The organism is Oceanobacillus saliphilus (assembly GCF_023522835.1).
Taxonomy (GTDB): domain Bacteria; phylum Bacillota; class Bacilli; order Bacillales; family Amphibacillaceae; genus Oceanobacillus; species Oceanobacillus saliphilus.
The window spans coordinates 355,606-380,908 of sequence record NZ_JALCZU010000001.1; the positions used below are offsets into that span (position 1 = coordinate 355,606).

Sequence of the window (25,303 nt, forward strand, 5' to 3'; positions counted from 1 at the left end):
TGGATGAAAATCGATGCTTATACTTTTTTTCGCTCTTCTATGGTATGCTTTGACTAAGAAGTTGATTATTGGAGGGTTAAGCAATGGATATCGCTGCTTTATCTATCGTTATGTCTAATAGCAAAGTCGCTCAGAGCGCAAATATTAAGATTATGGATAATATCATGAACCTTGCTGAACAACAGGGGTCTCAGTTAATGGAAATGATGCAGGAAACTGTCCCCGTCCATCCAACATTGGGCAATCAAATCGATGTAAAATTATAATAATGGTTTTAGAAAAGCAGAACACCTTGGAATCAGGGCTGTTCTGCTTTTTTAGGTAGAAGTATGAGGTTTGATTCGAAAACATCGTTGCAATGCCTCTAATGGAGACTCCAGACCTCACTCTTGTTTTGGTGCATTTTCAAAGCTTATTATTGATTAGGCTGTTGCATGCCGCCATCTTCCTGATTTAACGGTGCTTCTTCCGGTGGTTGTTGCGGTTGCTGTTGCTGGTCACCGGTTCCGCATGCTGCGACTAAGGAAAATGCCAGAATAGGTGCACCTAATTTGATTAGCAATTTTTTATTCATGATAGAATTCCTCCTTTTTGATGTTCGCTATCGCAATTAGCTTAACCAAATTCATAGAAGAAATACTTATTTTTTAATCGGATGCCCATAAAAATTTTTGACTACCTTTTTTATTATTCCGTTATTGGTCGATGAAAGACGATAACCGTAACTTCCATTCTCTATCTATTTGGAATGATAGTTCGATTCCATGACTGCTTCTTTATGTGGTGTTACCTTATTTAATCGCAAATGTAATTTCTGCTTCACATGCAAGTTCGCCATCCACCGTTGCGATGCCTTTTCCTTTGCCGATTGGACCCTTCATGCGTAGAATTTCCACTTCAAGTTTCAGTTGATCTCCAGGCTTGACCTGACGTTTAAAGCGACATTTATCCACGCCTGCCAAGAAGCCGATTTTCCCTTTATTGCCTTCGATATTTAGTACAGCAATTGCACCAACCTGGGCAAGTGCCTCGACGATTAAAACTCCTGGCATTACAGGATAATCCGGAAAATGCCCTTGGAAAAATGGTTCGTTAATGGTAACATTTTTTAAGCCTACAACGCGTTTTCCTTCTTCCATCTCTGTAACCTTGTCCACTAGTAAAAATGGATAGCGATGAGGTATGATCTCTTTAATTTGTTCGATATTCAACATAGGTTTGTTCTCCTTTACTATTTGTACTATTTGTCATTATATCAAAGAAATGTTTCAAGGAAAGCAAAATGAGGTATTAGTTAGACATAGCACGAATCACTTATGTACCATTCGGTTAGAAAACGTGCAACTACGAAGCTTTTTGGGCGAATGCCTTACTTGCCAAGAAATCTTGTATTAAAAGGAGGGATACAATGCTTTGGACAATCCTGATTGTTTTACTTGTAATGTGGGCACTTGGATTCGGATTTGAAATCGGTGGTGGCTTAATTCACTTATTGCTTGTCATTGCATTGATCGTTTTAATTATCAACCTTGTAACCGGCAGAAGGGCACCTTAGCAAGCTAAACGAGTAAAGTAAAAAGAAGGCAAAAAGAAAAGCATTTCACCTTTGATTCTAGGATGAAATGCTTTTTGGGTCTGATAAAACCTCGGGTCTATTCAACTTTTGTAACGATATCTACAATATGCTGCCAGGTTTCTTTTTTTAGGGCATCTGTCGGGACACCGTCACCTATGACACCATAGCCAATCATCAATCCGGCAATCAATGCAGCTGCAGCGATAATTAACACGACAATAATTCGAAGCCAAATTGGAAAAATACGGCGTCTGGGCTTTTTATTTTTCCTTTTTTCTTCTTTTTGTTTAATTTTCTGCTGTTTTCTGGACTGCTTGTCAGTACTTGAATCAGTCTTCTCGGACTTGTTGTGTGGCGACGTTTTTTTCGCAGCACGCTTTTCTTCTTTCAATGTCCTTCTTGACTGTTTTTCTGATTGGTTTGTTGACATAGTTTGTTGCTCCTTATTCCTTCTAAATCGCGACACATTTATCCCGCATTACCGGACAGTTAGATCTCCACTGAGTGAAGTTTCACTTTATAGTTGAAGTTTAACATAACAATTGGTGATTACATAGTATTTCGTATTGTCACAATAATCTATTGGCCCTATTTAGGATCTTAACTGGTTTACGAGACCCATCATTTGGTCTCCCATTGAGATTGTTCGCGAATTGAACTGATAGGAACGCTGTGCCAATATTAAATCTGCCATTTGCTGAGAGATATCGACATTTGACTGCTCCAGTGCACCGCTTTGGATGATCGTGGCATTTGGTTCTGTTAACTGAATGATTTCATCCGCATTAAACCCGAGATTTTCTGTATCAGGCAGTCGGAACATATTTTGCCCTGCTGCTTCAAGCAATCTTGGACGAACTGCCTCAACGACAGCCAGCTGTGCTTCCACCGCAGTCTGTCCGCCACGAGTGACAATAAGTTGTCCATTCTCACGGATATCGATGGCATCAAATCCTTCTGCAAGTATGATAGGACCATTCTGACCAAGTACAGGATTGCCATCCCCAGTTGTTAGCATGAGGTCCTGATTATTATTTATAGGATTGAGAAAGAATGAGCCATCTCTTGTATATAGCGTGTTTTCCTGGCCATTTTCATTCACTTGGATTTGAAAAAGATGATTGTCCTGAAGTAATGCAGCATCAAGCACTCTACCTGTTTCAACAATCGAACCGATGGACAGGTCAAGCGTTGTGGAGCCCAATTTTGCTCCAGAACCGACTCGGATGCCATCTGGTGTCAAGCGGCCTTCTGCGTTCGCCGGATCGGACAGGTTATTCACCTGTTGAAAAAGCAGGGAAGAAAAATCAGCTTGGCGCGTTTTATATCCGGTTGTCTGACTATTTGCCATGTTATTTCCGATTAAATCGAGCTTCTGTTGCAGCTGGTTCATCGTAACAGCTGCCTGTATCATCATTTGAGACATGATTTAGTCCCTCCTTCAGAACGATAAGTTCACGACATCAACCAAGCATTTTTTTACTTAGCCAATACGTCCGATTTCCGAAACAGCTTTCCCCATACTTTCATCATATGCCCGCAGTACCCGCTGATTCGTTTCGAACATACGGTAAGCATTCATCATGTCTGTCATCGTCTGCAATGCATCAACATTTGACTGCTCCAGAACGCCTTGTCCGACAGTAAAAGTTGTTCCTACCGGTATCGCATCTGCTTCACCGGCATACAGGTCATTTCCTTCTTTTGTAAGTGTATTTACATTTGCAGTGTATGAAATTCCAAGAGGTGTTGTCTGCTCTGGTGTTTGTAATGCACCTTCAGGGATCACGGTAAATTCCATTCCATTTGTTTGGATTGCGTTACCTGCCTGATCAAGCACATAATAGCCGTGATTGGTGACGAGAAAACCTTGACCATCAACCGTAAAATTACCGTTTCGTGTATATCTGACTTCACCGGCATCGTTTTGTACAGTAAAAAACAAAAATCCTTCTTCGTCCGCCAATGTTCCATTAATAATAGCGAGATCCGTTGTTATGCCTGTTTCCCTTACATCTCCCTGTTTAAAGTTCGGGGCGATATCCTGCACATATACCCCTGTGTTAATGGAACCGATGGTATTGTGAACAGGAAGATTCAGACCGCCTTGGGATGTTGGGATGTTTTTGGATGAACCCATTTCGCTGAGCAGCATTTCTGGAAAAGCGCGAATTGCCGTTTGATCAGCTTTGTAACCTGGCGTATTCGCATTGGCTATATTATTTGACAATGCTTCCTGCTGGCGCTGCTGGGTGATCATTCCACTGGCTGCTGTATAAAAACCTCTTAACAATACGTTCTCCCCCTTTAACCAGGTAGTTTTCTAAAAACAGGTTTACGTTACGTGTATCCCGGGTAAATAAGCTTTAAATTAAAGATTCAAAAAGCACCTGTTAGTGGCAGGTCGCTTTTTGAATGAATTAGATTAAATGATTTTTTTGCGCTCTATCTTGTCAATATTTTCAAGCATGATTCCAGTTCCTTTTGCAACACAATCCATTGGATCTTCAGCAATAAATACAGGAACCTTCAATTCTTCAGCCAAAAGCTGATCAATGCCATGAAGCAGGGCGCCACCGCCGGTCAGAATAACACCACGATCAATAATGTCCGCAGATAATTCTGGTGGTGTACGTTCAAGTACAGATTTTGCCGCCTGTACAATGGCTGAAACGGATTCGTTCAGTGCACTCTGAATTTCTTCAGAACCGACTGTAATGGTGCGGGGAAGTCCGCTCACCATGTCACGCCCGCGAATATCCATTGTTTCGTTACGGGAATCTTTGAATACTGTTGCAACATTGATTTTAATATCCTCTGCAGTACGCTCCCCAATGAGAAGCTTATATTTTTTCTTTATGTATTGCAGAATTTCAATATCAAAATTGTCACCGGCCATTTTAATGGATTCGGATGTAACAATTCCGCCCATGGAAAGGACAGCAACATCGGTAGTTCCACCACCAATATCAACAACCATGTTACCGCTTGGTTGGAAGATTTCCATTCCAGCTCCAATTGCGGCCACTTTTGGTTCTTCTTCGAGATAAACCTTCTTGCCTCCGGATTTTTCTGCAGCTTCTTTGATTGCCTTTTGCTCCACTTTCGTAATGTTTGTCGGGCAGCAAATAAGCATTCTCGGTTTAGAAAGAATCCCTTTTACATTAATTTTATTTATAAAATGCCTTAACATTGCTTCTGTCACATCGAAGTCAGCGATAACTCCATCCTTTAAGGGACGGATAGCTTCAATATTTCCTGGTGTTCGTCCAACCATGCGGCGTGCTTCTTCTCCGACTTCAAGCACTTTTCCTGTGTTCTTGTCCATTGCGACGACGGATGGTTCGTTTAAAACGATTCCTTTACCTTTTACGTGAATCAGAACATTGGCAGTTCCAAGGTCGATTCCAATATCTCTAGAAAACATGTATCTAGATCCTCCCAGCGTTACTAACTTGCACTGTCATTTAGACATAATGCTACTAGTATAATATTTTACCACAAATTCCTACAATTAACTGCATTTTGATGAACTTTTTAGGTTAAAAAATAACGGATTTTTAATCGAGGTAGCGATTGATGTCGATATTCCTTCTGTTTTGGGGGATATGAAAAACACAGCAGGGCTTAGCCAGGCGATACTGGACTAAGCTGCTGCGTGTGTTTTTGTGGTTGAGGGTTGTTAGTGGCTTTCGCGGATTAGTGGGTATTCCTTTCCTTTTCGTACATGTCATCCGTTTTACAAATTCCCCCAATAATTAGTTGTCCAAACCAAAATTCTTATCTCTGGAATCAGCCAGCAGGTTTTTCCTGGGGTTCTTTTTTGCCGTCTATTTTATATTTTTGTCTTGTTGCTTCTCCTCCCCTTAGGTGTCGTATTGCTTTATGATATTCGAGAATCTCCTTAACCTGGTTAGCTAGTTCAGGATTTATTTCCGGTAAGCGTTCTGTCAGATCTTTATGGACTGTGCTTTTGGAGACACCAAATTCTTTCGCTATCGTTCGGACAGTTTTCCTTGTCTCCACGACATGTCTTCCTATCCTGATTGTTCTCTCTTTGATGTAATCATGCACACCGTTCGCCTCCCTAAGTTGTTTAGTTCCGAGGTGCGGGCCGAGACATGTCGTTCATACGGATATGAGAATTCAATGAACTTCGCTACAAAAAGAATATTGGGTATGTATCACCGATTGGTATGGATCAAAAACGGCTGTGGGGTGAATATTCCATGTGGAGCAAGCAGAAAGGAGAATATTACAACATCACACAAGCTCTCACCTCAGACAATTCGATTGCATGGTTTGTAACATCTTATTAGAATTGTTTACGGTTTATGATTAAATTCGTACAATTCACGGGAAGGACAAGATGTATTTTTTCGGACAATTAGAAAACGTGATTGTAAACCGTTTTTCGGTGACAGCGATCGTTGCACTTATGCAACTTTTCCATCTGAAAAAATAGCCGCTGCCTTGTCATATCGTATGACAAGGCAGCGGCCTGCTTGCAGAAATTATTAATCTAATTCTTTATAGGCGTTCATTGGAAGTTTGCTGAAGAAAAAGTCACTTCTTTTTTCGATAAAGTGATTATAGGATTGGATTAAAATGCTCTTATCTTTTTTCGCCTTTCCTAAATAGTAGAGCTGGAAGGGATTTTTATCCGGTATCTCATTGAGAAGCTGTATCGCTTTTTCATTATTTCCTTTTGCAATTTCGATATGGGCTTGTGCACCTATATAGTTGCTTGTAATGTTATCTACCCTATTGAAATGTGCCGCCATAAATGGAATGTTATAATTTTCAAGGATATCGATTAAATATTTCATGCCCAATTCTTTTGAAATTTCCAGTGCCTTTTGCAGATGGGGCATACCCTTTTCATATGTATCGAAAGTATAGGACACACCTAAATACGTGTGCACAATAGCGTGGGTTAGTGAGCTATCTACCATGTTTAATGTTCGATATGCATATTTTCTTGCCATAATTAATTCGTTTCTTACAATATGATAGTAGATATTGATTTTGTATACTCTTATTTTGAAACTGTTCAGTATAAATCGCTCTTCTATATTGGAAAAATATTGCTGATAGGTCACCATCAGTTTGCCTATTCGGTCAAATTGACACAGGAGATGATACGATTTTTCTTCGATCAGATCAAGTAAAAACAATAATTCCGGCTCGCTAGTTGAATATCTATCCGTGAATTGCTTTATTTTTTGAAGTGTAACATTGGGGTTGTCCTTTCTTATCGTTTGGTCAAACATTATACGGTAAATGGAACCCCATAACCTGTTGGAAGGATTATCCGACTCTAAATTTTTTTGAATGAGCATTTCAAGCTCTTTAAAATATCCATTTATAAATAAATATTCCATGCCTTTTTTCTGTATATCTTTTGAAGGAGACTCCAGGCAGAAACGTATTATCATATTCTTGGACAATTCACTACCATGTTCCTGAGTCAAAGTCATTATCATTTGGGTCAAAGACAGCTCCGATTCTGAAGTCGTAAACTTTACCGGCATCATTCTCACCCCTCCTTTTCCTATTTCCGGAAAATTGCCTCTATTTTATGGAACAATAATATAATAGCATAATTTTCCATTGAAAATAGCCGTTATCGTTCGACATTTTCCGCATGAATGTTCATTCATTTTATTCATTATTTGTCGTCAAATCAGGAAAATACCTGGACACTTTATCAGTGCCCAGGCTTTTTTTATTACTCATCTTCTTCTTCTGTTTCATCATCAATTGGGTCTTCTTCGGTTTCTTCAGAATCATCTTCTGGAGTATCTTCATCATCAATTACTTCCTCTGAATCATCCGGATAATCTGACTCTTCACTTACTGCAGAATTTTCTTCCGCATTTTCAGTAATACTTCCCAAACTGCTTACAGGCTGATTGAAATAACTTTCCGGGTTCATTTCTTTCCCGTCTTTTCTGATTTCAAAATGCACGTGTATGCCGTTGTCTTTTCCAAACAGGCTCTTACCTGCTGTTCCTACTTTGTCGCCTTGCTTTAACTTGGATCCTACAGTAACACTGACTTCATCCAGGCTGGCATAATAGGTTTTCACATCATCATCATGGGTTAGAACGACTACATTTCCTAATAATGGGTCTTCTTTCACTTCTTCCACTGTACCACTTAATGCTGCGATAACCTCAAATGTCTCTGCGCTGGCAGATGCGATATCGACACCGGTACTTTGATAGAATCTATTATTGTAAAGTACCAATGCATTCTCGCGATCTTCTTGTTCTGCGTTGTAGTCAAAAAATTTAGTTACGATTTCAGCTTGATCCATGTTTACCACCGGCATCTGAATTAACTCCTGCTGCTCGATTACTGTTTCTGCATCCTGTTCATTTAGTACTGGGGCATAATCCTCTGAAAGAAGATCTTGATCGTCTGCGGCATCAGGGATTTGATTATCCAGATTTTGATACCACACTACAACCGACAGTAATATTGCTGCAATCGTCAAATAGACAGCTGGGAAAAACCATTTCTTTCTGTAAATGCGACTCCATTTATTTTTTGGACCGCCTTTAAACTCTTCACTCATAATTAATCACCTCAGCAATCATTGTGAGCAGAAAAATCAAAATATATACATTCAGAATAAAAAATTTATAGAATTTGTGCATTTTTTTAATAGAATGGGGGAAGGTAAGTGGTTGATTAGGGTGGGGACTCTACCGTTTGGGCGAGGGGCTCTACCGTTTGGACGGTGCTCTCTCCCGTTTGGGCGGGGGGCTCTCCCGTTTGAGCTGGGTGCTCTCCCGTTTGGACGGGGTCCTCTCCTGTTTGGGCCGGGCGCTCTCCCGTTTGGATGAGGTCCTCTCCCGAATTAGGCTGGTGCTCTCCCGTTTGGACGGTGCTCTCTCCCGTTTGGGCGGGGGGCTCTCCCGTTTGGGCGGTGCTCTCTCCCGTTTGGACGGTGCCCTCTCCCGAATTAAGCTCGGGCTCTCCCGTTTGGCTGCGAATCTCTGTTACAGCTCATGCTAAAAACCCTCGTCTATCTGGAGACGAGGGCTGGTACTGCTTCGTTGATTGTGCTGATATCGATATCCTGATAATAATATTTTACGATTTCTTCATAGGTTTTTCCTTCTTTTGCCATACCATTGGCGCCGTATTGGCTCATGCCGATGCCGTGTCCGTAGCCTTCTGTTGTAAAAATCAGATGGCCATTGTTTTGCTTGATACTAAAGTCACTCGATTGCAGGTCAAGCTTTTCTCGGATTTCCCTGCCCGTAAATGTATATCCTTCAATGCCAAGCTCACTTACACGGCCGCTTCCGGTTCGGTCAAGCTCGATATATAGAGGTGAATCCTTTGGCAGTTTCAGTTCAAGTAACTCTTCAATTTGGGAGATCGTGAATGTTTGCTGTCCGAGATACTTTGGTGATTCAATATCCCATGGACTCTCGACACTTCTTAAATAGGATAATTCATTTTCCCAGTAGTCCTCGGAGTTTTCGGTGTATCCATTACTTGTTGAGAAAAATGCTGCGGTGATTGGTGCGTCATTATAGGTCAGAATCTGCCCTTTTGTCGCATTAACCGCTTCTTTAATTTTGCTCATTTTCTCGGTATAGGCGCTGCCCCATTCCTGTTGCAGCTCGTGATCACTTTTATAGACCTGATGCTGGACGGTATCCGTTAAATCATAATTGGCTGCTTGATTGCCGTGAAGCAGATGGTTGACGGTAAATGTTCTAGCTGCCAGTGCTTGTGCTTTTAAAGCTTCCAACTCGAACTCCGTAGGCATCTCTGAGGCAACCACTCCGGCAACATAGGTTTCCAGAGGAATATCTTCCACAGTGTCAACCGTTGATCGCATGACGGCTACGGAAACAGGTGAAGATTCCATTTCTACCGTTTCTTCTCTCTCCATTTCCACCGATGCACTATCTAATTTTGAATTTTCCCCAAAGAAAGCAACAATCAGGGCAGGGATTGCCAGGATCAACAAAAGCAAAACAGAAAAGCTCAATGCGAGTGGTAATTTCCACGGACGACTTCTCCGATTATTGAAATAGCGTGTTTTTCTATTTTTCAAGGGAATTATTTTTCGAATTGGTGCTGGCTGTTCAGTTGAGTGCTTTTGTTTTAATTTCAACTGCTGGCTTTTCATTAATTGCTTTTTTAATGAGGATTTCTTCTTTTTCCATGCTTTTGGTACTGTATGGTGTTTTTTCACGGCCTTCCCCCTTTGCAGCGAATTAATTAGGGTCATCTATCTTCCCTACTAATCAATTTATACATCCGGGAGCGAAAATAGACCTCTATTTTTTTAAAACACGAATCGGAGGAAGGGCTCCATTTCTTAAACCGTCTCTGGCTGTTTTTTAATCTGTTCCTTATTCTTAATCGATTTATCATACAGATGGCAGGCTACGAAATGATCCTGTTCAACTTCCTGCCAGACTGGTCGGATTTGGGCACAAACTTCCATTGCCATTGGACAACGTGTACGAAAAACACATCCACTTGGCGGGTTGACTGGGCTGGGTAGTTCACCTTCTAAAATAATCCTTTTCCTTTTTTCTTCAATATCAGGGTCAGGAATAGGGATTGCAGATAGCAAAGCCTGTGTGTAGGGGTGTAATGGTTTGTCATACAGGTAAGAGCTTTCCGTCAATTCGACCAAATTCCCTAAATACATCACACCGATGCGATTAGAGAACTGCTTTACCATCGACAAATCATGGGCGATGAATAAAAATGTCAGCCCTTTATCCTCCTGCAACTGTTTCATCAGATTAACTACCTGCGCCTGTACGGACACATCCAATGCCGAGATTGGCTCATCTGCAATGATAAAGTCCGGATCTAATGCCAGTGCCCGGGCGATACCGATGCGCTGGCGTTGTCCACCACTGAATTCATGCGGGTAGCGATTGGCATGGTCCCGATTTAGCCCTACCTCTTCCAGCAATTGATAAACCCGCTCCAGCATTTCTTTTTTATTTTTATACAACTGATGCACTTCCATCGGCTCAGAAATAACTTCTCTTACAGTGGATCTCGGATTCAAGGATGCGTATGGATCCTGGAAAATCATCTGCATTTTCCGATAAAATTTGAATCGCTCTTTTTCGTTGAGGCCGTGGACATTTTCATTATTAAAAATGACATCGCCATCCGTTTTATCGTAAAGTCCGAGGATCGTGCGTCCTATCGTCGATTTCCCACAACCGGATTCACCTACCAATCCGAATGTTTCCCCTCTTTTTACGTAGAAGCTCACATCATTAACTGCCTGCAGAAGACTGCCTTTCCCCATATCAAAATATTTTTTCAGATTTTTGACTTCCAAAATTTTATCTTCCATACGATTTCTCCTTCGCTGACTGCCAGTATCGTCTTGCTGCACAAAGTTCTTTTTCATATTTTGTTCCGGCAAGTGGAGTGATCTCAATGCCTTTTCCAGTTTGAGGAGAGTGCAGCATTTTGCCATCCCCATAATAAATTCCTACATGGTGCAGTTTTCCCTTCCCTTCTTCATATGCGAAAAAGAGGAGGTCACCCGGTTTGAGCTGATCAAAAGCCACTTTCTCACCAGCTGCTGCCTGGTCGCCAGCATCACGGGCAATTTGATAGCCATTTGCTTTATGTGCCGTATAGGCAAGGCCGGAGCAGTCGAAGCCAAAGGAACTCATCCCGCCCCAGAAATAATCGAGACTAATATAGGTTTCTCCCGCTTTTACAATCTCCTCGCCACTACCTTTTTCCATTCCTTCTTTAGATGAAAAAATAGTCACCGCTTCTTCCGGTAAAAATTTATCGCCATGTGGCGTAGAAACGCTCACTCTAGAATCTTCTTTTCCTTTTACCGGCAAAACTGTCATATAGCTAAGCTTCATAAATGGATCGCCAGCTTCTGTTTCCAGCCACACTTTGTCTTTTATGACTGCAGCGGTTTGCGAGGTGAACCATTCATCTTTGGATACCTGGACAAGCTGGTTCAGCGGCATCCAGCCCGGATATCCGCGTTTATCCTTACTTGAAGGCTGGGAAGGAATAATAACATGTGCCCAATCGTCTTTCACTTCGGTGACAAGCACGGGTTCTCCATATAATGTTTGGGATTGAACTCTGTTTTCATTGCATAAAGCCAAACGTGCCTCATAGGACAGACTCTCAACCCAGTTATCGATATTCGTTGGATTCGTCGTTCCATCGTTATCCATTTCCCTTGCTGACTCCGGATTTGTCCAGATAGTTGCCACCTGAACAGCTGTAATCCAAAGCTCTTCCGGGTATTGATCAAACGTTTGATTAGGCATTTTAAAGGCTCCTTTCATGGTGAAAAACTACTTTTTAATGACCATTCTATGTTTCTACGATATACTTTTCGTCAATTGCCGTAATCCCTAATCCTGCCTCATTGCCAAATTCTATTATTCTCCCGTTATACGTGATGCCTCCACCTGCCAGATCTCCTGTTAGCATGAGCGGAGCATCGAAGTCATAGCGGGTTACGTTTGGCTGGCTTGCTGCGAAATGGGCTGCAGCAGTGATGCCTATTTTTGTTTCGATCATACTGCCGACCATACATTCGATTCCGTAAATATGCGCAAGTTTCGCTATATTTAGTGCCTGGTGAATTCCACCAGCTTTCATTAATTTGATATTAATCATATCGGCAGCTCCCATTTCCAGAATTCGCTTGGCATCTTGCGGGGAAAACACACTTTCGTCTGCCATGATTGGCGTTTCCGTGTTTTCGGTAACAAACTTCAAGCCTTCAAAATCATCGGCTTGAACAGGCTGCTCGATTAGTTCAATATGAAGACCGAGATCCTCCATTGTTCGAATGGCACGGACTGCTTCTTTTGCCTTCCACCCCTGATTGGCATCCAGTCGTATAAGGTAATCTGGTCCGATTGCTTCTCTAATTTTCTTTATTCGCTTTACATCGGTTGAAATTTCATCCTTGCCAACTTTAATTTTCAATACAGAGAATCCATCGTTGATATAGTTTCTTGCATCCTGTGCCATTTCTTCCGGGCTGTTCACACTAACCGTATAGTCGGTCTCTATACGTTCGTGAAATCCTCCTAAAAACTGATGAAGCGGCATATTTGCCTGCTGTGCAATACAGTCATAAAGGGCCATATCGATTGCAGCTTTTGCGCTCGTATTACGAATGACACTTTTCTCGATTTTTTCAAAGAGAAGCTCCCTTAAGCTGAGAGTTTCTCCAATAAGGATTGGTTTAAAAATAGTATTAATCGCGTATTGGATACTGGCAAGGCTGTCGCCCGTAATGACATGGGTCGGTGGCGCCTCTCCCCAGCCTGTCGTTCCGTCTTCACACGTAATCTTCACTACAATCGTTTCCGCTACAGTTACCGTTCTCAGTGCGGTTTTAAATGGTGTGTGTAATGGAATGGCCGCCTGAAAGGTTTCAATGGCTGTTATTTTCAAGCTTCTCACCTCCTGAATGGGTAAATAGTTCCTTCTCTGAACCTCTTATGACTACAGTCGCTAGTATTGATAAAAGAGATAATCTAGTAAGATAGCAATTCGAAATTAAGCTACTTCACCCCAGGTGCAATGACAAACGCCTTGTCTTCTGTCGAGACTTTTGCATTCACTCCGAGTGGAACGGAAAAGTGCGGAGAACAGTGACCTATTTTAAATCCGCTCAGGACCGGACCATCAAAATCAGTGAAATAATCTTCAAATACTTCGTGCATTGTAAGCGATGGTTCCACTTTGGGTTCTGCCTCCGCAAAATCTCCAAGGATAAATCCAGCAGCTTGAGAGAGTTTTCCGGAAAGCCTTAACTGGTTCAGCATGCTGTCCACCCTGTATGGCTCTTCTCCAATGTCTTCAAGAAGTACGAGTTTATCTATTGTATCAATTTCATATGGCGTACCAAGTGTACTTACCAATAAAGATAGATTCCCCCCCACCAATTGTCCTTCTGCAGACCCACTCGCATATTCCTTCAATGCAGATAGTTTTTCGGTATAGTACAATTCAGTAGGTTCAAAAAGTTGTTGAAACAAATGACCTGTAAAATCGTCGAAATCATCTTTTGCGATGTCTGAAGCAAGCATTGGCCCGTGAAAGGTGATTAAATTTGTTTTTTGACGTATCGCAGTATGTAAATACGTGATATCACTATATCCCCAGATGATTTTCGGATTCTTCTTGATTTGTTCAAAATCCATTTTGTCTACAATGCGTCCGGTTCCATAACCACCTCTAGCAAAAATGATTGCTTTTATTTTTCTGTCGGCAATCATATCATGAAAATCTTCCAGCCGATCTTCATCAGAGCCAGCTAAGTATCCACGTACTTCTCTTATATTTCTTCCTAACTTGACATGAAGACCCATTTGTTCAAAAAATGGAATGGCTTTCTTCACTTTTTCTATGTTTGGTGGACCTGCTGGAGCAATAACTCCAATCGTATCCCCTTTTTTCAAACGATTTGGAAAGATCATACGCAGCCCTGCTTTCCTTATATGATGTAGAGATCATTTTTAGTATATGTAATGATTGAAAATGGGAGAGGCTCACATACACAATGTAAATGAGCCATCCCTCTTTCTATTCATTTGAAGCTTAAGCCTCTAAAGGGAGACCCCAGCTAAAGCGACCAGGGTTCCACCTTGGATATTAGTTTCTATCCGCAAATTTCAGGTCAAAGTATCCTACTGGATGACGAAGAATGCCTTCAACACCGTCTGCTTCGAGTACGACTGTATTGTAGTAGCGGATTGGTGTTGCGATCATTTCATCTGCCAGCATTCTTTCAGCTTCATACAAATACTCATAACGTTGTTCATCGTCTGTTTCTGCTTTTCCGTTTGCGATTAGTTCATCATATTCCGCACTGGAGAAGCCTGTACGGTTCATATAGGAATCAGTTACAAAGCTTTCCAGGAAGTTAACTGGGTCACTGTAGTCATTGATGAAGGAACTACGTGAGAGTTGAAGCTCAAGATTTTGCTGTGCTTCCGCAAAGACGTTCCATTCCTGATTTTCCAATGACACATCGACACCAAGATTTTCGCTGATCATGCTCTGCATTGTTTCTGCTACTGCTTTGTTCGTGTCACTTGTGCTATAGCTTAGTACAACTTCCGGCAATTCATCATAGCCTTCCTCTTCCATGCCTTCAGCGAGAAGCTGTTGCGCAAGTTCTGGATTCAATTCTACCAAATCGCCATTTTCATCACGGAAATCACGGCCATCTGGAGTTGTAAATCCTGGTGATACGTAGCCATAGGCAGGTTCTACACCATTTTTCACTACATATTCTGCGATATCCGCTCTATTAAGCGCATAAGAGAATGCTTGTCTGATTTTCTTGTTTTGGAATGGTTCCATTGTCGTATTGAAACGGTAGAATTCTAAGCCACCATAATCGCCAATATACACATTGTCACCATCAATCAATTGATCGGAAAGCTCCGGTGGTATGCTTGCAGTGTCAAGATCCCCTGTTTCAAACATTTGGTATTGCGTATTTGTATCATTTACCATCGCAAAGTGAACTTTATCAAGCTTCACCGTGTCTGCATCCCAATATTCCGGATTTTTGACAAAGACCATCTCACTGGAATGATCCCATGATTCAAGCATAAATGGTCCGTTTGCTACAAATGTATCTGCTTCTGCATGCCAATTCGGATTTTCCTCAGCCACCTGATGGTTGATTGGGAAAAATGCCGGGTTTGTTAAGACATCCAGGAAGAATCCTGTTGGAGCTTCCAAGACAACTTCCAGTGTTTTCTCATCCACAGCTGTTACTGCTACATCATCTGCTGAGCCTTCACCAGTATTGAATGCCTCTCCACCTTCAATAAAATAGGCAAGGAATGCTGCAGCAGAGGCTGTATTCGGATCAAGCATGTATTTCCATGCATGAACGAAATCTTCGGCCACTACAGGATCACCATTTGACCAGTTGGCATCTTCACGAAGATAGAATGTGTATGTTAAGCCATCTTCTGAGATATCCCAATCCTCGGCCACCCCTGGTCCTGCAACTGAATCCTGATCCAAACGGGTCAGACCTTCCATCAAGTTGTTAAGCGGGTCCCATGAAACGGCGTCAAAACCGATCGATGGGTCTAGTGAAGTAGGTTCAACGCCATTATTTAAACGAAGTACCTTTTCACCGCTTTCTTCCTCTAATCCCTCTGTGTCCCCTTCACCTTCTGAAGATTCGGTTTCTTCTGCCTCGGCATCATCTGCAGGATCCTCTCCAGCATCATCATTTGCGGTACATGCGGCAAGTACTGCTACGGTTGCTAATGCTAGTAAAAATAATAGTAACTTCCTCATTCCTTTTCCCCCTTTGTTAATTAGTTGGCGCTAGTGCTAAAAGCTGTTTAGCCCGTTTATCCTGAAGCCAGCAACTCACTTTATGTGATTCTGAAAGCTCCGTGTCTGCGGGATAAACTTTATCACACACCTCCATCGCATATGGGCACCTTGCAGCAAAAGCACATGCTTGAGGAGGTGAGAATAAATCTGGTGGCGTTCCATCGATTGGGCTCAGTCGATCTTCTTTTAAATCCAATCGCGGAACGGAATTCAATAAGCCTTTCGTATATGGGTGCTGCGGTTCATAAAATATTTCCCGCTTTGTCCCGGTCTCGATTATTTTACCGGCATACATTACTGCAATCCGGTCGGCTATTTTTGCGACAACGCCAAGATCATGTGTGATCAGGATAATGGAAACTCCTGTCGTATCTTGTATTTTTTCGAAGAGTTCCAGAATCTGTGCCTGGATAGTTACATCAAGGGCGGTTGTCGGCTCATCGGCTATTAACAGATCAGGCTCACAGATTAATGCAATCGCAATGACGATACGCTGACGCATGCCGCCACTGAATTGATGCGGATATTGCTTTAATCTTTCCTCGGGATTTGAAATTCCGACAAGGTCCATCATCTCAATCGCTTTTTTCTTTGCTTGTTCACTCGTTACCTTGCGATGGGTGCGTAATCCCTCCATCAACTGGGTTCCAATCGTTAACGTTGGATTCAATGCCGTCATCGGGTCTTGGAAAATCATCGATATATCCACACCGCGAATCGAGCGCATTTTCTTTTCGGAAAACTTGGCTAGATCCTGTCCTTTGAATAGGATGGAACCGTTTGTGATTTTACCCGGTGGATCAGGGATCAGTCTCATAATGGCATTGGATGTTACACTCTTCCCACAGCCCGACTCTCCAACAATCGCCAGGGTCTCTCCCTTATTTAAGTGAAAGTCAACCCCGCGGACAGCCTGAACTGTTCCACCATATGTCGTAAACGTAACGTGGAGATTTTCCACGTGAAGAATTTTTTCCATGTTGTCACCTACTTCCTTAATTTCGGATCGAGCGCATCTTGAAGTCCATCTCCAAGTACGTTGAAAGCAAACATCGTAAATGAAATGAAGAATGCCGGGAAGAATAGTGTCCACCAGTTACCAGAAAGGATTGCGCCGAGTGAATCATTGGCCATAACACCCCAACTGGCATATGGTGCCTGGATTCCCAAGCCGATAAAACTCAAGAATGCTTCTGCAAATATTGCTGATGGAACGGTTAACGTCATCTGCACAATAATCGGTCCCATCGAATTTGGAAGTAAATTTTTCCTGATGATTCTCGCTGACTTTGTACCGAATGACTTGGAAGCGAGGACAAATTCGTAATTCTTAATTTGCAATACTTGTCCCCGCACAATTCGAGCCATCCCGACCCAGCCAGTGACCGTTAATGCAATGATGATTGTCGAAAGGCTTGGCCCCAATACGACGAGCAGTAGGATAACGACTAGTAAATACGGGAGCCCATATAAAATTTCAATAATTCTCATCATAATATTATCCGTACGCCCGCCTTTATAGCCGGATATACCACCCCAGATAATTCCGATTGTCACATCAATGAGCGCAGCCATCACACCTACAAATAGTGATATCCTTGCCCCGTACCATGTTCTCGTAAAAACATCTCTTCCAGCACTGTCTGTTCCAAACCAGTGTTCAGCTGAAGGCGGCTGATATTGGTTTGGCAGGTTCTGGGTATTTACTTGGTAAGGGGATAAGATAGGACCGAAAATAGCCATAATGGCCAAAAGTACTAAAAAGACCAGTCCAAGCATTGCCAGTTTGTTTTTCGCAAGTCTCCTCCATGCATCCTGCCAGTACGATAGGGAGGGTCTTGCAACCGTTTCGGCTTCATCTTTATCTTTTTCCTTCCAGTTAAACCAATCATCCGGTATATGGGAAGGAGAATGTGCTGTTTTCAGTTCATTACCAGGCTTCAATCTATTCCCCTCCTTTTTTGTGGAACTTGATTCGAGGGTCAAGGATTCCATATGCGATATCAACAAGGAACAGCATCAGAATAAGGAATGCACTGTAAAATACTGTCGTTCCCATGATTACCGGATAATCCCGCTGATTAATACTTTCAACGAAATATTTACCCATTCCTGGAATCGCGAAAATCTGTTCAATAACAAATGTGCCTGTCAATATACCAGCAAGCAGTGTACCCATAATCGTTACAACAGGCATGAGTGCATTTCTCAATGCATGTTTAAATACAATTTTCCACGGAGATAGCCCCTTGGCGCGGGCCATTTTTATGTAATCCTGTGTTAGGACCTCAAGCATGGTGGAACGGGTCAGCCTCGCTATAATTGCCATTGGGCCTGTAGCAAGTGCGAGCACGGGCATTACCATATGTGCCGGACTAGACCATGTGGCAGGTGGCAATAGATTCAAATTTACAGCCAGTTGCTGAATGAGCAGTGTAGCCAAAATGAAGTTCGGTATCGAGATACCCAAAACAGCAAATCCCATTGCCATGTAGTCAATAAAGCCATTGTGTCGCAATGCAGCAATGATTCCGAGAATAATCCCGGATATGACTGCAACCGCAATCGTTACGAGACCGAGCTCCAATGAAATTGGAAATCCTCTTCCCAGCAAATCATTGACTGTCTGATTAGGCTGCTTGATCGATGGCCCAAAATCAAATGTGGCCACCGATTTTAAATAATTCAAGTATTGAATGTGATAGGGTGCATCCAAATTATAGTGCGCTTCCAAATTGGCCTTGATCGTTTCGTTTGAAGACTGGTCACTATTAAATGGGGAGCCAGGTACATTGACCATCAAGATGAATGTCAATGTAATGATTATCCATAGCGTTACAAGCATGATCATAAAACGTTTTAATATGTACTTCAGCATGACTCTCCACCCCCGATGTTTCGTAAGCTTCTTTTGTGTTTATTTTGTTTTTATGAGAAAGCTGTATGCATTGCAAGCTCCGTCATAACAAGCATTGCTTTGTATGCCTCGAGAATATTCTCTGCCTGATAGCGGACAATGGTCGTCCCTTGTTCAATCTCTGTACCCGGCATCAAATTTGCCCATTCGGCCTGTCCATAATTATTGAACTCCATTTTCAGAACCGGTTTTTCCGGTGGGGTCAGCGCCACTACCCGTTGTCTATTCTCTAGGGCATCAGCTACTTTTTTAGTCAAAAGCTCCCCAGCCTTTTTAGGTGTCAGGCTTTTAACTGCAGACCTGGAGATTGCTTCTTTTACTGTTACTGTGGTGACATTCGGTATGAGCTCCTCTGCTTCTTTCGCTGCCTGATCGTCTCCTGCGACCAACAGTACCGGAACTCCGAAATGACCAGCAACATAGGCATTCAAACCCATCTCCCCGATAGCATGATCATTTATATAAATATTCCGTATTGCATGAATCATAGAGTGGGAAAGGACACCAGGTTGGCCTGCTCTTGCATGATACCCAATAAACATGGCACCACTATATGTATCGTCCAATCCCTGCATCATAGAAAACGGTTTCACATCACCTGTAATCAATGAAGCATCCGGATGTAGCTCATCAATCAGGATATTGTTCATTTTCGAATGACTGTCATTCACCAAAACTTCCACGCAACCATACTTAAAAGCTGCTTCCACTGCATAATTCGTTTCTTCCGTCATGATTCTTCTTGCACGTTCATAATTATGTTTACTGGAATCGATATATGTATAATCAGGAATACCAGTAATCCCCTCCATATCTACGGATAGGTACAACTTCATGTAAATCACCTTCGATATCTTTTTAGTTTTAATTTTCTATTATATTAACACAAATTTTAAAATAATAGAAGTCTAATAGTTACTATTAATCTGAATTTTAAATATCTTATAAAGGCAATCATATTAATAGGTTTTAAGATTCTATTAGTTATCCAGATGTGGATAACTAATGTCCATAGCCTGATCATAGAAAGAAAACAAAAAAACAGGTGAGCCAATATGGCTTCACCTGTTTTTATATCCAATATAACGATACGATAAAATACGATTATAACTCTGCTGCTATTCTTGTATCCTTAAAATCTACTTTTACTAATGGTCCGACAACATTTCCATTTTCATCAACACGTTCAATATCTGCACCTAATGCTGCTAGTTTACCAACAATATCTACATAGCCTCTGTCAAGATGCTTCAGCTCTGTCACTCGTGTTGCGCCCTCGCCAACCAAACCTGCGAGAATAAGCGCTGCTGCTGCGCGAAGATCTGTTGCTGCAACTTCTGCCCCTTGAAGATCAGATAATCCTTCAATGATCACACTACGGCCTTCAATCTTGATATTAGCGTTCATACGTCGGAACTCTTCCACATGCATAAAGCGATTTTCAAAAACGGTTTCTGTAATGACACCCGTACCTTTCGCACGCAACATTAATGCCATCATTTGAGATTGCATATCTGTTGGGAATCCAGGATGTGGGAGAGTTTTAATGTCTGTCGATTTAAGTTCACTCGGTCCGATGATACGAATACCATTTCCCTCATCGATAACTGTTACATTCATTTCTTCCAATTTAGAAATTACAGATCGCAAATGCTCACTTACTGCATTTTCAATGAGGACATTGCCCCCCGTAATAGCAGCTGCCACCATAAACGTACCTGCTTCAATACGATCCGGTATAATGGCATGTTCTGTACCATACAGCTTTTCCACACCTTGAATGCGGATTGTTTCTGTTCCGGCACCAACGATTTTAGCGCCCATTTTATTAAGGTAGTTAGCTAAGTCTACAATCTCTGGTTCTTTTGCTGCATTTTCGATAATCGATTTACCGTCAGCAAGTGCAGCAGCCATCATAATATTTTCAGTAGCACCAACACTTGGCATATCCAGGTAAATCTTTGCCCCTTTCAGTCGGCCATCTACTTTTGCTTCAACAAAGCCGTTGCCTACATGAATGTCAGCACCCATTGCTTCAAAACCTTTTAAATGCAGATCGATTGGGCGGGAACCTATTGCACATCCACCCGGCATTGCAACCTTTGCGTGTCCATAGCGGGCCAATAATGGTCCCAAAACCAAAACAGAGGCACGCATTTTCCGAACATATTCAAATGGAGCTTCTGTTTCAAGCTGCTTTGAAGCATCCACATATACTGTATTGCTTTCTGCATGAAACTCAACATCAGCATTTAAATTTCTTATTACTTCATTGATTGTATATACATCAGCTAAAACCGGTACCTCTTTGATAACACTTGTTCCTTCGCTGGCTAAAAGACTCGCAGCAAGTACAGGTAGTACTGCATTTTTGGCACCCTCAAGCCGAACGGTGCCATTCAATTGGTGTCCGCCTCTTACGATGATTTTTTCCATGTTTTTAAATCTCCTTCAGATCCAATTTCACTATATTAATATTCATGTATTAGGATAGGTGTTCCTATCGTGTATGTCGTGTTCATTTCTTCGTCTGCTACAATAGCGATTTGCAGATTCATTTGGGTACCCTGTATCATGAAATTCTGCTTCCATAAGTCTGTATACCCGTAAATGATTTTTTTATGCATTGAATTTTCTATTGTATCAATTTGTGTTGTGCTATGTTTTACATTAAAATATTTTGTGATGTCATCCATAAATACATCACTACTCATTATACCACCCTGCTGCACAGTGAGACAAGCAAATAATTTTAACGATTTTGTAAAGAATCTATCTTTGATCATTTCTTTCCTTAATACATACGCTTCTTCTATGTTTTCGTTCCATTTTGTTCCTTCTATTACAACAATTAGTTCAGGCTTGAATGCCTCATTTTGTGGTATAACGACATTATAGGTTACGTCTATTCCTTCTACTTTGTGAACGTCCCCAAAAATATATTTTATTACATTTTCGTTTTCAATCCTAGAGTCTAAACTACTATATTTAAAATCTGCTACAATATCTTCTGCCTTTTGTTTCGTGATGTTTTCTTTCATGGTGACCTGCCAGCTGTTAATAGGTGCTTGATGTTCCAATGCGAAATGGGCCAGATCGATTATTTCCTCTCTTTCCATTCCATATACCATTGGTTTGGCTGTTACAAATAAGAGCAGTATAAGTATAATTGCTGTTTTTCTCATATTAAAAATCCCCCTGTCTGAAACTATTAATTATAGCTTTGACAAGAGGATTACGTTTCATACGATACAAATTACGACAAATGATAGTTTGTTAGAATTGTTTCTAGAAGAAAAATACTAGATCACTTGACCATCTGAGTATTTCTAAGAAAAATCTGCTTACACCTGTTCCAATCACAATTGTGATAAACAAGAGAAAGATTCTTCCTTCTGTCGTGCGCCCTTTTTTTATAATACCTTCGTAGTTCATGGAAAGAACGAGACGCCACGTTATATAGATGAAGATTAAATGTGAAATCATACTTATTAAAGCCATTTGCCCAATCGAAAACATAAGTACCACCTTTGTTTATTTTCTACATGTAACTGTGACATTTTTCATGATAAATGTCAACGAATTTCGCTGAAGTGGCCTATAAAGTCGGTTTGTGATATATATATGGAAATTCGCTATCACATTCTCTCATTTCCCGGGAAATATCGACATAAAGGTAGAAATAGTTGATGATTGGCATCGTTTCACTTAGTTACGATGGTATTTTTTTACAATTTTGACTTGAAGCAAAACACTGGAGACTATATAAGTTGTGACATAGGGTAGTCAGCTTCGGCTACCGCTCTGGGGAATAAACTACGCTTTTCGCGGGCGGCTGGTGAGCCAACTTGCGCTAATGCGCTGCGCTGTCTCACCGATGCCTCTGCTCCCGCAGAAGTCTCCGTTTATTCCCCAGAGCTATTTTACGGTTCATGAGGAATTACCTATATTCTCAAAAGCAATAAAAACTCCACTCAGCTTTACCATTCCAGTCAAGCGGTGGCTGTGAATACTCCTGGATTAGAATGTAGCCAGAGCCTTCGGAAAAACATTCCCACAGTGTTATCGAGCTAAGTAAATCATGTTTATGGAAGAATTCTTTGTCTATTGTTTTAAAAATGTTTGAGTACTAAAACTCGATTAAAAAGCCATCTATAATTGGTACAAATCTATACTAGCAGCCCGTACACACGGAGACTCCAACGGGTGGTAAAGCATCGGAGAGACACTGAAATGCGTTCTTGAAGGGGCTCACCAGCCGCTCGTGAACCGTAAGTGTATACGGGCTGCGGTTGCCTGGGAAAAATTTAAATCAACAGGTTTAAATCTAACATAGATATGAAGTTACGTCGCATTTTATATCTATGTTAGATTTAATCAAAAGTCATCTTAAGCAATGTATCTCCAAACCTCCTAATTCCAAGGCTTATTTGTTAATTCCACAATGCGAAAGTTGAGTAATTGTTGTATAAAATAAAAACCTCTTACAACAAAGATGTTATAAGAGGTTTTTCTATCGTTTATTCATTACCTACGTTCAGGCGATTCATTGCGCGTTTGAGTGCTAATTCAGCCCGGGTTTTGTCAATATTGTCTTGTTTTGCCTGGAGAAGACGTTCTGCGCGTTCTTTTGCTTCTTTCGCACGTTTTACGTCTATTTCTGTTGCCTTTTCTGCAGACTGGGCAAGAATCGTCACTTTATCTGGTTGTACTTCTACAAAGCCACCACTTATGGTCAGTTTTTTCGTCTCATTCCCATTTTTCAAACGAACAGCACTGATTTGTAATGGAGCAACAAGAGGAGTATGACCTGGTAAAATACCGAGTTCACCAGTCTCAGCTTTACAGACAACAAATTCAAAACTACCTTCCAAAACCGGACCACTAGGAGTAACAACACTCACATCCAGTGTTTTCAATGTAACCCCTCCTAAGACTGGCAAGAAGAATGCCTTGATGTATCAGAGCGTAACAGGGACATGTATCCCTGCTTCTTCTTCCACTTGTCTATTATTCCATACTTTTTGCTTTTTCAACGACTTCTTCGATACGTCCTACCAAACGGAATGCATCCTCTGGCAGGTCATCATATTTCCCTTCCAGAATCTCTTTAAATCCGGCTACTGTTTCTGCTACAGGAACATAGGAACCTTTTTGGCCTGTGAACTGCTCAGCAACGTGGAAGTTTTGAGAAAGGAAGAATTGAACGCGACGTGCACGAGAAACGATTTGCTTATCTTCGTCTCCAAGTTCGTCCATACCGAGAATCGCGATAATATCCTGTAACTCTTTATAACGTTGAAGCGTTTGTTGTACTTCCGTAGCAACTTTGTAATGCTCTTCGCCAACAATTTCGGGATCTAGTGCACGTGAAGTGGAAGCTAATGGATCCACCGCAGGATAGATACCTTGCTCAGATAGTTTACGATCCAGGTTTGTGGTCGCATCAAGGTGAGCAAATGTTGTTGCTGGAGCCGGATCCGTATAATCATCGGCAGGTACATAGATAGCCTGAATTGATGTTACAGAACCTTTATCTGTTGACGTAATACGTTCTTGTAATTGTCCCATTTCCGTAGCAAGTGTCGGCTGGTAACCTACAGCAGATGGCATACGGCCAAGTAGTGCAGATACCTCAGAACCTGCTTGCGTGAAACGGAAAATGTTATCGATGAAGAGCAATACGTCCTGTCCTTGCTCGTCACGGAAGTATTCAGCCATTGTAAGACCTGTTAATGCAACACGCATACGTGCACCAGGTGGCTCGTTCATCTGTCCGAACACCATCGCAGTTTTAGCGATAACACCAGAATCCTTCATTTCATAGTAAAGATCGTTTCCTTCACGTGTACGCTCACCAACACCTGCGAATACGGAAATCCCGCCGTGCTCCTGAGCAATATTGTTGATCAGTTCCTGGATCAATACGGTTTTACCTACACCCGCACCACCAAAGAGACCGATTTTACCACCTTTAATGTAAGGCGCTAGTAAATCTACTACTTTGATACCTGTCTCCAAAATTTCTGTTTCTGTAGACAGATTTTCGAATTTCGGTGACTGGCGGTGAATGGGTTCCAATCGGACATCAGCTGCTAATGGCTCATCCAAGTCGATTTTTTCACCCAGTACGTTAAATACACGCCCTAATGTAACATCCCCTACTGGTACAGAGATAGGTTTCCCAAGGTTTTCTACTGTTGCTCCACGTTTCACGCCGTCTGTTGAAGACATTGCAATCGTACGAACACTATGATCACCAAGGTGTAGCGCTACTTCCAATGTAAGGTTTGCATTTTCATTGTTTTCATTATGGACAACTAAAGCGTTATATATCGCTGGAAGCTCGCCGTCTTCGAATTTTACGTCAACGACCGGCCCCATTACTTGTGTAACGTGTCCTTTGCTCATCGATTTCCCTCCTAACTAACTTT

At 41.7% G+C, this 25,303-nt stretch carries 26 protein-coding genes; 2 read left to right on the forward strand and 24 right to left on the reverse strand.

Going from position 1 to position 25,303, the window contains the following annotated elements; translation table 11 throughout:
* Positions 1–83 precede the first annotated feature (83 nt).
* On the forward strand, positions 84–266 hold the full coding sequence (locus MN204_RS01500) for a YjfB family protein (RefSeq protein WP_249869296.1): 183 nt from the start codon (positions 84–86) through the stop codon (positions 264–266).
* A 149-nt stretch (positions 267–415) separates the two neighbouring features.
* Here MN204_RS01500 and MN204_RS01505 read toward each other — a convergent pair whose 3' ends face one another.
* A complete protein-coding gene (locus tag MN204_RS01505) occupies positions 416–574 on the reverse strand; it encodes a hypothetical protein (RefSeq protein WP_249869297.1) in 159 nt (52 codons plus the stop codon).
* A gap of 217 nt (positions 575–791) precedes the next feature.
* Entirely contained in the window at positions 792–1,214 is a 423-nt protein-coding gene (fabZ, locus tag MN204_RS01510; protein ID WP_249869298.1) for a 3-hydroxyacyl-ACP dehydratase FabZ, read from the reverse strand.
* Between the two features lie 194 nt (positions 1,215–1,408).
* On the opposite strand from fabZ, the gene MN204_RS01515 reads away from it, so the two are divergent.
* Complete coding sequence (locus tag MN204_RS01515) at positions 1,409–1,555, forward strand: lmo0937 family membrane protein (protein WP_249869299.1); 147 nt, start codon at positions 1,409–1,411, stop codon at positions 1,553–1,555.
* A 97-nt stretch (positions 1,556–1,652) separates the two neighbouring features.
* Here MN204_RS01515 and MN204_RS01520 read toward each other — a convergent pair whose 3' ends face one another.
* The 22 genes from MN204_RS01520 to atpD all read right to left on the reverse strand — a co-directional run bounded on the left by MN204_RS01520 (position 1,653) and on the right by atpD (position 25,280).
* Positions 1,653–2,006: a DNA-directed RNA polymerase subunit beta gene (locus tag MN204_RS01520; RefSeq protein ID WP_249869300.1), complete on the reverse strand. Its 354-nt coding sequence runs from the start codon at positions 2,004–2,006 to the stop codon at positions 1,653–1,655.
* A gap of 162 nt (positions 2,007–2,168) precedes the next feature.
* The gene (locus MN204_RS01525) at positions 2,169–3,002 is read right to left on the reverse strand and encodes a flagellar hook-basal body protein (protein WP_249869301.1); all 834 of its coding nucleotides are present in this window, start codon (positions 3,000–3,002) and stop codon (positions 2,169–2,171) included.
* Positions 3,003–3,059: 57 nt separating this feature from the next.
* Positions 3,060–3,869 carry a flagellar hook-basal body protein gene (locus MN204_RS01530; protein WP_249869302.1) on the reverse strand — a complete coding sequence of 270 codons (810 nt, stop codon included), beginning with the start codon at positions 3,867–3,869 and terminating at the stop codon, positions 3,060–3,062.
* 132 nt (positions 3,870–4,001) lie between these two features.
* A complete protein-coding gene (locus tag MN204_RS01535; RefSeq protein ID WP_249869303.1) occupies positions 4,002–5,003 on the reverse strand; it encodes a rod shape-determining protein in 1,002 nt (333 codons plus the stop codon).
* A gap of 365 nt (positions 5,004–5,368) precedes the next feature.
* Positions 5,369–5,650 (reverse strand): sporulation transcriptional regulator SpoIIID, encoded by a 282-nt coding sequence (spoIIID, locus tag MN204_RS01540; protein WP_249869304.1) that lies wholly within the window; start codon positions 5,648–5,650, stop codon positions 5,369–5,371.
* A gap of 443 nt (positions 5,651–6,093) precedes the next feature.
* The gene (locus tag MN204_RS01545) at positions 6,094–7,113 is read right to left on the reverse strand and encodes an AimR family lysis-lysogeny pheromone receptor (protein WP_249869305.1); all 1,020 of its coding nucleotides are present in this window, start codon (positions 7,111–7,113) and stop codon (positions 6,094–6,096) included.
* 194 nt (positions 7,114–7,307) lie between these two features.
* On the reverse strand, positions 7,308–8,159 hold the full coding sequence (spoIIQ, locus tag MN204_RS01550; RefSeq protein WP_249869306.1) for a stage II sporulation protein SpoIIQ: 852 nt from the start codon (positions 8,157–8,159) through the stop codon (positions 7,308–7,310).
* A gap of 453 nt (positions 8,160–8,612) precedes the next feature.
* Complete coding sequence (spoIID, locus tag MN204_RS01555; RefSeq protein ID WP_249869307.1) at positions 8,613–9,800, reverse strand: stage II sporulation protein D; 1,188 nt, start codon at positions 9,798–9,800, stop codon at positions 8,613–8,615.
* A 126-nt stretch (positions 9,801–9,926) separates the two neighbouring features.
* Positions 9,927–10,934 carry an ABC transporter ATP-binding protein gene (locus MN204_RS01560; protein WP_249869308.1) on the reverse strand — a complete coding sequence of 336 codons (1,008 nt, stop codon included), beginning with the start codon at positions 10,932–10,934 and terminating at the stop codon, positions 9,927–9,929.
* Positions 10,924–11,889: a C40 family peptidase gene (locus MN204_RS01565; protein WP_249869309.1), complete on the reverse strand. Its 966-nt coding sequence runs from the start codon at positions 11,887–11,889 to the stop codon at positions 10,924–10,926. Before MN204_RS01565 ends, MN204_RS01560 begins: the two co-directional genes overlap by 11 nt.
* Positions 11,890–11,935: 46 nt before the next feature.
* Positions 11,936–13,033, reverse strand: coding sequence for a mandelate racemase/muconate lactonizing enzyme family protein (locus MN204_RS01570; RefSeq protein WP_249869310.1), 1,098 nt, complete (start codon positions 13,031–13,033; stop codon positions 11,936–11,938).
* 110 nt (positions 13,034–13,143) lie between these two features.
* Positions 13,144–14,061 carry a S66 peptidase family protein gene (locus tag MN204_RS01575; protein ID WP_249869311.1) on the reverse strand — a complete coding sequence of 306 codons (918 nt, stop codon included), beginning with the start codon at positions 14,059–14,061 and terminating at the stop codon, positions 13,144–13,146.
* 175 nt (positions 14,062–14,236) lie between these two features.
* Entirely contained in the window at positions 14,237–15,910 is a 1,674-nt protein-coding gene (locus MN204_RS01580) for a peptide ABC transporter substrate-binding protein (RefSeq protein ID WP_249869312.1), read from the reverse strand.
* Positions 15,911–15,926: 16 nt separating this feature from the next.
* Positions 15,927–16,931: an ABC transporter ATP-binding protein gene (locus MN204_RS01585; protein ID WP_249869313.1), complete on the reverse strand. Its 1,005-nt coding sequence runs from the start codon at positions 16,929–16,931 to the stop codon at positions 15,927–15,929.
* 8 nt (positions 16,932–16,939) lie between these two features.
* On the reverse strand, positions 16,940–17,896 hold the full coding sequence (locus MN204_RS01590; protein WP_306798547.1) for an ABC transporter permease: 957 nt from the start codon (positions 17,894–17,896) through the stop codon (positions 16,940–16,942).
* A gap of 1 nt (position 17,897) precedes the next feature.
* Positions 17,898–18,830, reverse strand: coding sequence for an ABC transporter permease (locus tag MN204_RS01595; RefSeq protein WP_249869314.1), 933 nt, complete (start codon positions 18,828–18,830; stop codon positions 17,898–17,900).
* A gap of 50 nt (positions 18,831–18,880) precedes the next feature.
* Positions 18,881–19,705, reverse strand: a complete 825-nt coding sequence (gene dppA / locus MN204_RS01600) for a D-aminopeptidase DppA (protein WP_249869315.1) — start codon at positions 19,703–19,705, stop codon at positions 18,881–18,883.
* A 268-nt stretch (positions 19,706–19,973) separates the two neighbouring features.
* Positions 19,974–21,305 carry a UDP-N-acetylglucosamine 1-carboxyvinyltransferase gene (murA, locus tag MN204_RS01605; protein WP_249869316.1) on the reverse strand — a complete coding sequence of 444 codons (1,332 nt, stop codon included), beginning with the start codon at positions 21,303–21,305 and terminating at the stop codon, positions 19,974–19,976.
* A 35-nt stretch (positions 21,306–21,340) separates the two neighbouring features.
* Positions 21,341–22,054: a YwmB family TATA-box binding protein gene (locus tag MN204_RS01610; protein ID WP_249869317.1), complete on the reverse strand. Its 714-nt coding sequence runs from the start codon at positions 22,052–22,054 to the stop codon at positions 21,341–21,343.
* 103 nt (positions 22,055–22,157) lie between these two features.
* Positions 22,158–22,388: a DUF1146 family protein gene (locus MN204_RS01615; RefSeq protein WP_249869318.1), complete on the reverse strand. Its 231-nt coding sequence runs from the start codon at positions 22,386–22,388 to the stop codon at positions 22,158–22,160.
* 1,001 nt (positions 22,389–23,389) lie between these two features.
* On the reverse strand, positions 23,390–23,788 hold the full coding sequence (locus MN204_RS01620; protein ID WP_249869319.1) for a F0F1 ATP synthase subunit epsilon: 399 nt from the start codon (positions 23,786–23,788) through the stop codon (positions 23,390–23,392).
* Positions 23,789–23,879: 91 nt separating this feature from the next.
* The gene (gene atpD, locus MN204_RS01625) at positions 23,880–25,280 is read right to left on the reverse strand and encodes a F0F1 ATP synthase subunit beta (protein WP_249869320.1); all 1,401 of its coding nucleotides are present in this window, start codon (positions 25,278–25,280) and stop codon (positions 23,880–23,882) included.
* Positions 25,281–25,303 lie beyond the last annotated feature (23 nt).

Bases quoted from the DNA above. Each gene is read 5' to 3' on its own strand.
- fabZ (WP_249869298.1), bottom strand. From the start codon at position 1,214: ATGTTGAATATCGAACAAATTAAAGAGATCATACCTCATCGCTATCCA.
- MN204_RS01580 (WP_249869312.1), bottom strand. From the start codon at position 15,910: ATGAGGAAGTTACTATTATTTTTACTAGCATTAGCAACCGTAGCAGTA.
- MN204_RS01575 (WP_249869311.1), bottom strand. From the start codon at position 14,061: ATGATCTTTCCAAATCGTTTGAAAAAAGGGGATACGATTGGAGTTATT.
- MN204_RS01610 (WP_249869317.1), bottom strand. From the start codon at position 22,054: ATGAGAAAAACAGCAATTATACTTATACTGCTCTTATTTGTAACAGCC.
- MN204_RS01535 (WP_249869303.1), bottom strand. From the start codon at position 5,003: ATGTTTTCTAGAGATATTGGAATCGACCTTGGAACTGCCAATGTTCTG.
- MN204_RS01595 (WP_249869314.1), bottom strand. From the start codon at position 18,830: ATGCTGAAGTACATATTAAAACGTTTTATGATCATGCTTGTAACGCTA.
- MN204_RS01525 (WP_249869301.1), bottom strand. From the start codon at position 3,002: ATGTCTCAAATGATGATACAGGCAGCTGTTACGATGAACCAGCTGCAA.
- MN204_RS01505 (WP_249869297.1), bottom strand. From the start codon at position 574: ATGAATAAAAAATTGCTAATCAAATTAGGTGCACCTATTCTGGCATTT.
- atpD (WP_249869320.1), bottom strand. From the start codon at position 25,280: ATGAGCAAAGGACACGTTACACAAGTAATGGGGCCGGTCGTTGACGTA.
- murA (WP_249869316.1), bottom strand. From the start codon at position 21,305: ATGGAAAAAATCATCGTAAGAGGCGGACACCAATTGAATGGCACCGTT.
- MN204_RS01500 (WP_249869296.1), top strand. From the start codon at position 84: ATGGATATCGCTGCTTTATCTATCGTTATGTCTAATAGCAAAGTCGCT.
- spoIIQ (WP_249869306.1), bottom strand. From the start codon at position 8,159: ATGAGTGAAGAGTTTAAAGGCGGTCCAAAAAATAAATGGAGTCGCATT.
- MN204_RS01515 (WP_249869299.1), top strand. From the start codon at position 1,409: ATGCTTTGGACAATCCTGATTGTTTTACTTGTAATGTGGGCACTTGGA.
- MN204_RS01565 (WP_249869309.1), bottom strand. From the start codon at position 11,889: ATGCCTAATCAAACGTTTGATCAATACCCGGAAGAGCTTTGGATTACA.
- MN204_RS01520 (WP_249869300.1), bottom strand. From the start codon at position 2,006: ATGTCAACAAACCAATCAGAAAAACAGTCAAGAAGGACATTGAAAGAA.
- MN204_RS01560 (WP_249869308.1), bottom strand. From the start codon at position 10,934: ATGGAAGATAAAATTTTGGAAGTCAAAAATCTGAAAAAATATTTTGAT.
- dppA (WP_249869315.1), bottom strand. From the start codon at position 19,705: ATGAAGTTGTACCTATCCGTAGATATGGAGGGGATTACTGGTATTCCT.
- MN204_RS01585 (WP_249869313.1), bottom strand. From the start codon at position 16,931: ATGGAAAAAATTCTTCACGTGGAAAATCTCCACGTTACGTTTACGACA.
- MN204_RS01615 (WP_249869318.1), bottom strand. From the start codon at position 22,388: ATGTTTTCGATTGGGCAAATGGCTTTAATAAGTATGATTTCACATTTA.
- MN204_RS01545 (WP_249869305.1), bottom strand. From the start codon at position 7,113: ATGATGCCGGTAAAGTTTACGACTTCAGAATCGGAGCTGTCTTTGACC.